The organism is Flavobacterium sp. HSC-61S13 (genome assembly GCF_024171535.1).
GTDB lineage: Bacteria > Bacteroidota > Bacteroidia > Flavobacteriales > Flavobacteriaceae > Flavobacterium.
In genome coordinates this window covers 99,935-108,942 of record NZ_JALJZV010000011.1, presented here as the reverse complement: position 1 = coordinate 108,942, position 9,008 = coordinate 99,935, and the positions used below count along the sequence as shown (strand labels likewise).

Annotated in this window: 11 protein-coding genes; 7 read left to right on the top strand and 4 right to left on the bottom strand. The window is 35.5% G+C overall.

Annotation, left to right across the window (positions count from 1 at the left end):
• The first annotated feature begins 686 nt into the window (after positions 1-686).
• Positions 687-1,160 (top strand): 23S rRNA (pseudouridine(1915)-N(3))-methyltransferase RlmH, encoded by a 474-nt coding sequence (rlmH, locus tag L1275_RS11595; RefSeq protein WP_253473201.1) that lies wholly within the window; start codon positions 687-689, stop codon positions 1,158-1,160.
• Here rlmH and L1275_RS11590 read toward each other — a convergent pair.
• Together L1275_RS11590 and folP are read right to left on the bottom strand one after the other, a co-directional pair.
• Positions 1,154-1,762, bottom strand: coding sequence for a hypothetical protein (locus L1275_RS11590; protein WP_253473198.1), 609 nt, complete (start codon positions 1,760-1,762; stop codon positions 1,154-1,156). The two genes, rlmH and L1275_RS11590, sit on opposite strands and share 7 nt — an antisense overlap.
• A gap of 60 nt (positions 1,763-1,822) precedes the next feature.
• Positions 1,823-2,644: a dihydropteroate synthase gene (gene folP, locus L1275_RS11585; protein ID WP_253473196.1), complete on the bottom strand. Its 822-nt coding sequence runs from the start codon at positions 2,642-2,644 to the stop codon at positions 1,823-1,825.
• Between the two features lie 115 nt (positions 2,645-2,759).
• Here folP and L1275_RS11580 point away from each other — a divergent pair, with 115 nt between their 5' ends.
• From L1275_RS11580 to tpiA, 5 genes are all read left to right on the top strand, one after another.
• On the top strand, positions 2,760-3,308 hold the full coding sequence (locus tag L1275_RS11580) for a DUF1599 domain-containing protein (protein WP_253473193.1): 549 nt from the start codon (positions 2,760-2,762) through the stop codon (positions 3,306-3,308).
• An 80-nt stretch (positions 3,309-3,388) separates the two neighbouring features.
• The gene (locus L1275_RS11575; RefSeq protein WP_253473190.1) at positions 3,389-4,489 is read left to right on the top strand and encodes a BT_3928 family protein; all 1,101 of its coding nucleotides are present in this window, start codon (positions 3,389-3,391) and stop codon (positions 4,487-4,489) included.
• A gap of 11 nt (positions 4,490-4,500) precedes the next feature.
• Positions 4,501-5,580, top strand: a complete 1,080-nt coding sequence (locus L1275_RS11570) for an ABC transporter permease (RefSeq protein WP_253473188.1) — start codon at positions 4,501-4,503, stop codon at positions 5,578-5,580.
• An 11-nt stretch (positions 5,581-5,591) separates the two neighbouring features.
• Positions 5,592-6,092 carry a TlpA disulfide reductase family protein gene (locus L1275_RS11565; RefSeq protein ID WP_253473185.1) on the top strand — a complete coding sequence of 167 codons (501 nt, stop codon included), beginning with the start codon at positions 5,592-5,594 and terminating at the stop codon, positions 6,090-6,092.
• A 1-nt stretch (position 6,093) separates the two neighbouring features.
• A complete protein-coding gene (gene tpiA, locus L1275_RS11560) occupies positions 6,094-6,846 on the top strand; it encodes a triose-phosphate isomerase (RefSeq protein ID WP_253473182.1) in 753 nt (250 codons plus the stop codon).
• A gap of 82 nt (positions 6,847-6,928) precedes the next feature.
• Here tpiA and L1275_RS11555 read toward each other — a convergent pair whose 3' ends face one another.
• Positions 6,929-7,741: a 1-acyl-sn-glycerol-3-phosphate acyltransferase gene (locus L1275_RS11555; RefSeq protein WP_253473179.1), complete on the bottom strand. Its 813-nt coding sequence runs from the start codon at positions 7,739-7,741 to the stop codon at positions 6,929-6,931.
• A 39-nt stretch (positions 7,742-7,780) separates the two neighbouring features.
• Positions 7,781-8,422 (bottom strand): CoA pyrophosphatase, encoded by a 642-nt coding sequence (locus L1275_RS11550; protein WP_253473175.1) that lies wholly within the window; start codon positions 8,420-8,422, stop codon positions 7,781-7,783.
• Between the two features lie 62 nt (positions 8,423-8,484).
• On the opposite strand from L1275_RS11550, the gene L1275_RS11545 reads away from it, so the two are divergent.
• A complete protein-coding gene (locus L1275_RS11545; RefSeq protein ID WP_253473172.1) occupies positions 8,485-8,928 on the top strand; it encodes a DUF4268 domain-containing protein in 444 nt (147 codons plus the stop codon).
• Positions 8,929-9,008 lie beyond the last annotated feature (80 nt).

Sequence of the window (9,008 nt, the reverse complement as noted above, 5' to 3'; positions counted from 1 at the left end):
CAGCATTCCTAATCTTTTATTCTTTTATTTTTGGTATTTCTCACGCTCTTTTCTTAACTGACTAGTATCCGTTGTTTTACCTCTTTTATTATTTCGCGAATCGAAAGTCGGGATTCGGGAGTCGAAGGTACTCGTTTGTGAAAAGCAATTGTTCTAGTGATCAGTAAACAGTAATCAGTGACTAGAGGAGTCACGTGAGTCGAAAGTCGGGATTCGGGAGTCGAGGGTTCAAGTTTATGAAAAGTCAATTATTATAGTAAACAGTGATCAGTGACTAGAGGCGGCTCGTGAATCGAAAGCCGTGAATCGGGAGTCGAGGGTTTACGTTTATGAAAAGCTACCTATATATGAGAAGTAAGAAATTTATACTAGCCAACGAATCACGATGAACGAATCACGAATTACTAATAAACAACTAGAAGACTCACTTTTATGAAAAGCTACCTATATAAGAGAGGTGAAAAATTCACACTAGCCGACGAATCTCGATTTTCGACTAACGAATCACGAATTAGTAAAGATTGACTAGAGGGTTCAAGTTTATGAAAAGCTACCTATATAGGAGAAGTGAAAAATTCACAGTAGCAGACAAACAACGAATCACGACTTACGAATCACGATTTTCAAAAAAATACCCTTACACATATAAAGATAACAACCAAAAAATTTACTTTTGCAAAAAAAAAGTGAATATCAAACTCATCACTATAGGCAAAACTGATCAGTCGGCACTTCAGACACTGATAGAGGATTACAACAAACGCTTAAATTTTTATATCAAATTTGAATTGGAAGTTATTCCAGATATCAAAAACGTGAAAAATCTTTCCGAAAGCAGCCAGAAGCAAAAAGAAGGAGCGCTAATTCTATCCAAATTAACTGCTACGGATCATTTAATTTTACTCGATGAAAACGGTAAATCATTTACCAGCATCGATTTTTCTATCGAACTGCAAAAGAAAATGAACTCGGGAATCAAAACTTTAGTATACGTTATAGGAGGTCCATATGGTTTTTCGGAAGAAGTATACCAACAGGCCAAGGGGAAAATCTCACTTTCATCAATGACCTTTTCGCATCAAATGATTCGCCTATTCTTTATTGAACAACTGTATAGAGGTTTTACGATATTACGCAACGAACCCTACCACCATCAATAGATTCGATCGATAGAATCCAATTTTTGATTCAAAGCATCATTTTGTTCCACTCGAATCCTATTTTGCAAATACTCCTCAAAAGTTAAGGTCGCACTAAAACACAAATGTATTATGGGTAAAGAAGCAGTACGCTGTTCTAATTCGTCCCACTGCACTTGCTCATCTTGTAAAAACAAATCATTAGATCCGTTAAAATACAATACATTTTCGGTGCTTTGAGGCCTTTTAAATTCGTAATCGATATATTGAAACGGAAAAAAGGCTAAATTTTTATGCAAGGTATCTGCATAAGAAAAGAAAACCTCCTTATCATCACTATGAGCCTTGTCCGCATATTTTTTATCTTTTAGTTTCTGAACTTCTTCGAGTACCATCTTAGCATTGAGATCGCGTTGAATAGAAAAAACCCAATTCGTTCCGCCCACCGCATTGGTGCGATTAACAGAAACAGTATTACTATCTTTCTCTTTGGAAAAATAAATTGGAGAGTGATCTGTGATCTCAGCTAGTACAGTGACATTATGACGACTTAAATTCATTTCTTTTTTAGAACAAGAAACAAGTCCAAAAAACACTAATGCGATTAAAACTATTTTTTTCATTTCTAATTATTTTAAACGTTTATATATTTTACAGTGTATAATAAATTCCTAACCTAAATTCTATAATAGTTGTTTGACTATTGTAATAACTTCAACAGCCTCTTTTACATCGTGGACTCTTAAAATATTAGCCCCTTTAGTTAAAGCAATCGTATTAACTACCGAAGTTCCATTTAAAGCCTCCCGAGCCTCTATGTCCAAAAGTTTATAAATCATCGATTTTCTAGAAACACCGACCAAAAGTGGCAATTCAAAAAACTTAAACAATTCCTGCTTTTGCAATACTTCATAATTTTGCTCCATTGTTTTGGCAAAACCATAACCCGGATCTAAAATAATATCTTTTATTCCAAAACTTCTGGCAGCAGCTATTCGTTCTGAGAAATAAAAATTCATTTCCAAAACGATATCCTTATAATCTGTCAACTTGGCCATGGTTTTCGGAGTTCCACGCATATGCATCATGATATATGGAACCTGAAGTTGCCCTACTACTTCTAACATATTTGGATCAAGCAAACCCGCAGAAATATCATTTATCATCGCAGCTCCCTGATTTATAGCTCTCTTGGCTACTTCACTTCTAAAAGTATCAATCGAAATAAGCGTATTTGGAAACTCCTTTAAAATCAGATTGGCAACCGGCAGTATGCGTTGCAACTCTTCTTCCTCAGAAACCCAATCTGCATCGGGCTTGGACGAGTAAGCTCCGATGTCAATAAACGAAGCTCCTTGATCTAACATCTTTTCCACTTGTCCCAGAAACTCTAAATCACTGCGGTATTTTCCTCCATCGTAAAAAGAATTTGGGGTACTATTTAAAATCCCCATCACACGTGGAGAAGAAATATCTACTAAGTTTCCTTGACAATTAATAGTCATTTTTATTTCTATATTGTATTTTTACCATTCTAAGGAATCAAAATTCACTTTTTAAATTTTAAATAGCCGACTTTATTCCTATTTTTGACCCAATTATCATACAAATATACTCTAAATGAATACGACTTCTAATCAATTTGACCAAGTAATTACTGTCTGTCGCGATCTTTTTCAAAAAAAAATGAAGGATTATGGCTGTGCTTGGAGAATCCTACGTTTGCCCTCTTTAACGGATCAAATATTCATTAAAGCGCAGCGCATTAGAAGCTTACAAAACAATGTTGAAAGACGTGTAAATGAAGATGAAACCTCTGAATTCATTGGGATTATCAATTATTGTATTATGGCATTGATACAATTGGAAAAAGGAGTAGTAAATCAACCCGACTTAAGTTTTGATGAAGCACTAAAGCTGTACGATCAGCAAATCGCCGCAACCAAAGCTTTGATGGAAAATAAAAATCACGATTATGGAGAAGCCTGGCGCGATATGCGCGTGAGCTCTTTAACCGATATCATTTTACAAAAATTACTTCGCGTAAAACAAATTGAAGACAACCTAGGAAAAACATTGGTTTCAGAAGGAATTGACGCCAATTATCAGGATATGATCAATTATGCTGTTTTCGCCTTGATATTAATGGGTTTCCCAACACAAGAATAAATTTTATATTTATATAAGTATTCGCTGATACAGCAATAGCAAACTATTAAATACCCTATCAAACAACAAAAAATCTATTTATGAAAATAATTACACAGCTTTCTCGACTTATTGTTGGAGTTTTATTCATCATCTCTGGTTTGGTTAAACTAAACGATCCCATGGGCTTTTCTTTTAAATTAGAAGAGTATTTTTCAGAGAGTGTTCTTAATCTCCCTTTCTTTGAGCCACATGCGTTGGCTTTGGCAGTCATACTTGTAATTGCAGAAGTTTTACTTGGTGTAGCTCTATTACTCGGTTTTAAGAAAAAACTTACTTTAAGTTTATTGTTTTTAATGATCTTATTTTTTACGTTCTTGACTTTTTATTCTGCTTACTTCAACAAAGTAACTGATTGTGGTTGCTTCGGAGACGCTATACCGCTAACTCCTTGGAGCTCGTTCACCAAAGATGTGGTTTTATTGGTATTGATTTTAATCATTATCATAAACCAGAAATACATACGCCCATTATTTAACTGCAAGATATCAGCTATTATATTGTTAGCTACATTATTGTTGTGTTCTTTTATGGGATATTGGGTACTTAATCACTTACCTTTAAAAGACTTTAGAGTTTATAAAGTGGGAACAAACATCATGAAGGGAATGGAAATTCCTGAAGGTGCACCAAAATCTGTTTATGAAATGAGCTTTTTATACCGTGTTAACGGAGAGGAGAAACGATTTACAGACAAAGAATTGGGTAATTTACCTGCTGATGCTGAATTCATCAGTCGTGAAGATAAATTGATTACACCAGGATTCCTACCTGCTATTCACGATTTTACCATCGATAAAGACGGCGAAAGTTATTTGGAAGCAATGATGTCCGAACCAAAACTGATTATGCTAATTAGTTATAACCTTTCTCGAGCGGATGAAAAAGGTTTGGAAATGTTAAGTGATTTTGCCAAACAAGCAACTGCAAAAGGATACAAGGTAATCGGAATGACTGCATCTAGTACCGAAGAGACTAATGCTGTCATTAAAAAGTATCAACTACCCTTTGATTATTATACTTGTGATGGAACTACTTTAAAAACCATTGAAAGAGGAAATCCTAGTATTGTAGTTCTTGAGAATGGAACGATCACAGAGAAAAAACACTGGAAAGATGCGTCCACAGTACACTTAAAATAACATAGTAGACTTTGATATCCTATTTTTTCAATAAATTATTCTATGCGTTTTTTACTCTTTTTGGAGTAGTAACTATGGTTTTCTTTCTATTCAACATCCTGCCGGGAGACCCGGCACGGATGATGTTAGATCAAAATGAAAACTCTACTCAACTCGCTGTTGTAAAGAAAAAGTATGGATTTGATCAACCGCTCTCTAAACAGTATCTATATTATCTAAACGATTTATCTCCGCTGTCATTCCACAGCATGCAGTCGGATGACTACACTTTTTGTAGTCCCGGAAAGTATCAGGAAGCGTCTATAGTTTCTTTTCAACGATTTCAAATTGTATTAAAGAAGCCTTATTTACGTGAAAGCTTTCAAAAAAACGGCAAAAAGGTCAGTACCATTATTGTCGAGACACTTCCAAATACCGTTTTTCTTGCGGTTTTCGCGATCGGCATCGCATTGTTTATAGGTATTATACTGGGAATATTTTCCGCATTAAACAAGGATAGCTGGCTAGACAAAAGCATTGCAATCTTTAGTACTTTTGGGATGAGCATCCCTTCTTTTTTCAGCGCAATACTCTTTGCTTGGATTTTTGGATTTTTGTTACACGATTGGACACATCTCAATATGACCGGTAATCTGTATGAAGTAGATGATTTTGGAAATGGAAAAGTACTCCAACTCAAAAACAGTATATTACCAGCAATTGTCTTGGGAATACGCCCCTTGGCAGTAGTCATTCAATTGATGCGCAATGCGCTATTGGAAGTATTAAATCAAGATTACATTAGAACCGCCAAAGCAAAGGGATTATCGACTGTGCGTATTGTCTATAAACACGCTCTGAAAAACGCATTAAACCCAGTTATCACCGCGATATCAGGATGGTTTGCCTCTATGCTTGCAGGAGCAGTATTTGTAGAATATATTTTTGGATGGAATGGTCTTGGCAAAGAAATCGTCGAGGCTTTAAATACATTAGATCTACCCGTAATTATGGGATCTGTTCTTATCATAGCAATTACTTTCGTATTCATAACGATTTTAGTAGATTTGATCTATGCCTATTTAGACCCCAAGGTTAAGTTAAAACAATAAATACACTTTATATGAGAAAGATCATTTTACTATTCATAGCGGCGACCGCTATGCTATCTTGTACTTCTAAGCAAGAAGACAATGAGTTTTCCAAACAAGCGTTAAACGAAAAACTCGTGGGCCTAGATGAAAAAGCCATCAGTTTTAACGAAATCCTTAAAAGGCATGAAGGTAGCACCATCGTCATTGACGTATGGGCATCTTGGTGCCCCGATTGCATTAAAGGTTTCCCCAGTTTAACCGAATTGCAAAAACAATTTCCCGATGTTGATTATGTGTTTTTATCGGCAGATAAAACCCAACAAACATGGAAAGAATCCATTGAAAAATACAACCTTCAAGGAGACCATTATTTTATCACCGACGGAATGAAGGGCAATTTTGGAAAATCAATAACATTAGATTGGATTCCCCGCTATATCGTTGTTGATAAAACGGGAAAAATAGCACTATTTAAAGCTATTGAAGCCGATGCACACGAATTAATTACAGTATTAAAAAAATTAAAATAACATGAGACACTCCATCGTTGCTGGAAACTGGAAAATGCATAAAAATGCATTAGAAACAGAAGATTTACTGAATGAATTGATAGAGAAACTTCCAACCGATAAAGAAGTAGAAATCATCGTTGCACCGGCGTTTACCAACCTTTCATCTGCTGCGCAGCATCTCGAATACACCAATATTGGAGTAGCAGCTCAAAATATGCATCAAGCAGAAGGTGGTGCGTTTACAGGGGAAATATCTGCTAGCATGTTAACCAGTATAGGCGTGAATACCGTTATATTAGGTCACTCTGAAAGAAGACACTACTTTAATGAAACGAATGCCGTACTAGCAGACAAAGTCAATACAGCTATGAAACACGAAATGCGTGTGATTTTCTGTATCGGTGAAGAATTAAAAGATCGTCAGACGAAACAGCATTTCAATGTAATATTCGATCAATTGACAGACGGTTTATTTCACTTAAAAAAGGAAAATTGGGAGCAACTCGTCCTTGCTTATGAGCCGGTTTGGGCCATAGGTACAGGAGAAACAGCAACTCCAGAACAAGTACAAGAAATGCATGCCTATATCCGCAATCAAATCGCTAGAAAATACGATGAATCCGTTGCAGAAAATATATCAATCTTATACGGAGGAAGTGTCAAAGCAGCTAATGCTAAGGAAATTTTCTCTCAGATAGACGTAGATGGAGGCCTAATCGGCGGAGCAGCTTTAGTAGCAGACGATTTTGCTCGCATCGTTGAAGCGATCTAAAACAGTCCATGGTTAAACAAAAAAAGTTCGTCAATGACGAACTTTTTTTGTTTAACCACATCTTTCAAAAGCATCAACTACATTAGTCCGCTGACCAACGTCGTTTTTGATTTAGTTTTTCTTCTTCTTCCAAAACCTCTGCTGGTAAAACCTTTAAAAAGGAAGGATGTTGCTCAATAGCATATTCAATCTTTTCAACTATCTGTTCTATGGTATCATTATCGTAATCAATATCTAAAGGCTCTTTAATAACCATAGATTGCAAAATCCCTTTTTTCTTGAGATAGAGTCCCTTTCGGTCAAAAGACCGACGAAAACCATCAATAACAATTGGCACCACAATTGGGCGATGTTGCTTTATAATATGAGCGGTTCCTTTACGTACCGGTTTAAAAGAGGAGGTGGTTCCCTGCGGAAATGTGATCACCCATCCATCATCTAAAGCAATTTTAATATTCTCGATATCATTTGGATTCACTGCTTTTTTATCTTCAATATCTACTCCCTTGGCACGCCAAGTACGCTCCACAGTAATCGCTCCCATATAAGCCAAAATACGAGGTAAAATACCCGACTTCATCGTTTCTTTTGCCCCAACATAATAGATATTTAACTTGGGATTCCAGATGTAAAATATGTTTTTTATAGAATCGACACGGCCTTTTAAGCTAGCATTGAAAACGTGGAACATCGCTACCACATCAGCAAAATAAGTTTGATGGTTTGAAATAAATAGTACATTATTGTCCGGGAGACTTTTAATAATCTCAGAGCCATCGATTTTTAAATCATTAAAGCCTCTAAAACGTCGATGCGTCAGAAACCCAAAAATACGAATTAGTATTTTCTTCAAAAAAAGTAGGTGCCCGAAAGGATTTCGTTTGAATATCTTCATATGTTGTTTTAAAATCTGGGCTAAATTAGGGAATTTGAATTAAAACAACACTTTTCTCAACGTTTCTTTTAACTCACTTAACATCATAGCTGTGGCTCCCCAAACGATATGTTTTTCAATTAAATACGCTGGGACGTCAATATCTACAGCATAACTGGTATTCATCTTTACATGTTCGATGATGCCGTCATCTAATAGATCATCTAAAGGCATTTCAATAATTTGAGCAACTTCTTTAGGCTGTAAAACAAATTCTAAATTCGCTGTAGCAAAACCAAGGAATGGAGATACGATGAAATTACTTGGGGGAATATATATTTCTGAAAAAGGTTTTATAATCTCTATCTTGTCTTTCGATATTCCGACTTCCTCCCAGGTTTCCCGCAATGCTGTTTGTGTCAGATTTTGATCCGTAAAGTCTTTTTTTCCTCCTGGAAATGCGATTTGAGAGGAATGTATCCCTGGATATTCTGCTCTTTCAATCAATAATAGATTCGTTTTATTATCTTTGGGGTATAACAACATCAGCACAGCTGATTTTTTTGGGTTATACATTTTGTAATCTTCCGTTTCTAAGTATTTTATTCGTTCCAATGGAGCCATTTTGATATGTGCTTTCAGTGCAAATAATGGCTGGGCTTTAATAGCTGGGATGACTTTTATAAATTGATCGTAATCCATAATTCATTGATTTTAAAAAAAAACCTACTATAAATATAGTTAAAATAAATTGATTCCAAACCATGTTTACTAAAGAAGAAGCTCAACAAATAAGAAAAGAATTCTGGATTGCCTTTGCCGATAAATACCCTAGAAAATGGTTATTACACCATACTAAAATCAAAGATTTTTCGTTTAAGTTTTTTGCAGACTCCAAGAAAGCTCAAATTCTTTTAGACATAGAACCGCGAGATCCAGAGAAACGAATCATCTATTTTGAAAAAATAGAATCGCTAAAAACGATTCTATTAGAAGAATATTTATCCGAAGCGATATTTGAACGGGAGTTTTATCTGGAAAATGGTAAATTAATCAGTCGGATATGGGTACAAATCGATCAAGTAAGTATTAATAATAGAAAAACATGGGATACGATATTTGATTTCTTTAATGAGCATATGGGCGCTTTTGAATTGTTCTTCTATGAGTATGAGGAGTATATCAAAGATTTAGAGATCAACACCTAGAATGTAGTCCCCGTAGGTAGTTTATCAAGTGGGCACAAACAGGCCGGATCATCAAAAAATCTTCATAAGAGAACATTATT